Source organism: Actinomadura gamaensis (assembly GCF_042652125.1).
Classification (GTDB): domain Bacteria; phylum Actinomycetota; class Actinomycetes; order Streptosporangiales; family Streptosporangiaceae; genus Spirillospora; species Spirillospora gamaensis.
In genome coordinates, this window is the sequence record NZ_JBHSIT010000036.1 from 1 (window position 1) to 779 (window position 779).

The 779-nt window shown below is 58.7% G+C and carries 1 rRNA gene; it reads left to right on the forward strand.

The window, feature by feature from the left end:
• A 23S ribosomal RNA gene (locus ACFPCY_RS43030) occupies window positions 1-779 on the forward strand; the annotation flags it as partial.

The following is a 779-nucleotide window of genomic DNA, read 5'->3' on the forward strand; positions in this document are numbered from 1 at the left end:
AGTCGCATGCTGTAGACCCGAAGCGGGGTGATCTAGCCATGGGCAGGGTGAAGCGCCGGTAAGACGGTGTGGAGGCCCGAACCCACCAGGGTTGAAAACCTGGGGGATGACCTGTGGTTAGGGGTGAAAGGCCAATCAAACTCCGTGATAGCTGGTTCTCCCCGAAATGCATTTAGGTGCAGCGTTGCGTGTTTCTTGCCGGAGGTAGAGCTACTGGATGGCCGATGGGCCCGACAAGGTTACTGACGTCAGCCAAACTCCGAATGCCGGTAAGTGAGAGCGTGGCAGTGAGACTGCGGGGGATAAGCTTCGTAGTCGAGAGGGAAACAGCCCAGATCATCGGCTAAGGCCCCTAAGCGTGTGCTAAGTGGGAAAGGATGTGGAGTTGCCTTGACAACCAGGAGGTTGGCTTAGAAGCAGCCATCCTTGAAAGAGTGCGTAATAGCTCACTGGTCAAGTGATTCCGCGCCGACAATGTAGCGGGGCTCAAGCACACCGCCGAAGCCGTGGCATTCCAGTCTTTGGCTGGGATGGGTAGGGGAGCGTCCTGCGTCCGGTGAAGCCGTCGAGTGATCGTGCGGTGGAGGGTGTGGGAGTGAGAATGCAGGCATGAGTAGCGAATCACACGTGAGAAACGTGTGCGCCGGATGACCAAGGGTTCCTGGGGCAGGCTAATCCGCCCAGGGTAAGTCGGGACCTAAGGCGAGGCCGACAGGCGTAGTCGATGGACAACGGGTTGATATTCCCGTACCCGCTGGTATGCGCCAACGCCGAGCCCG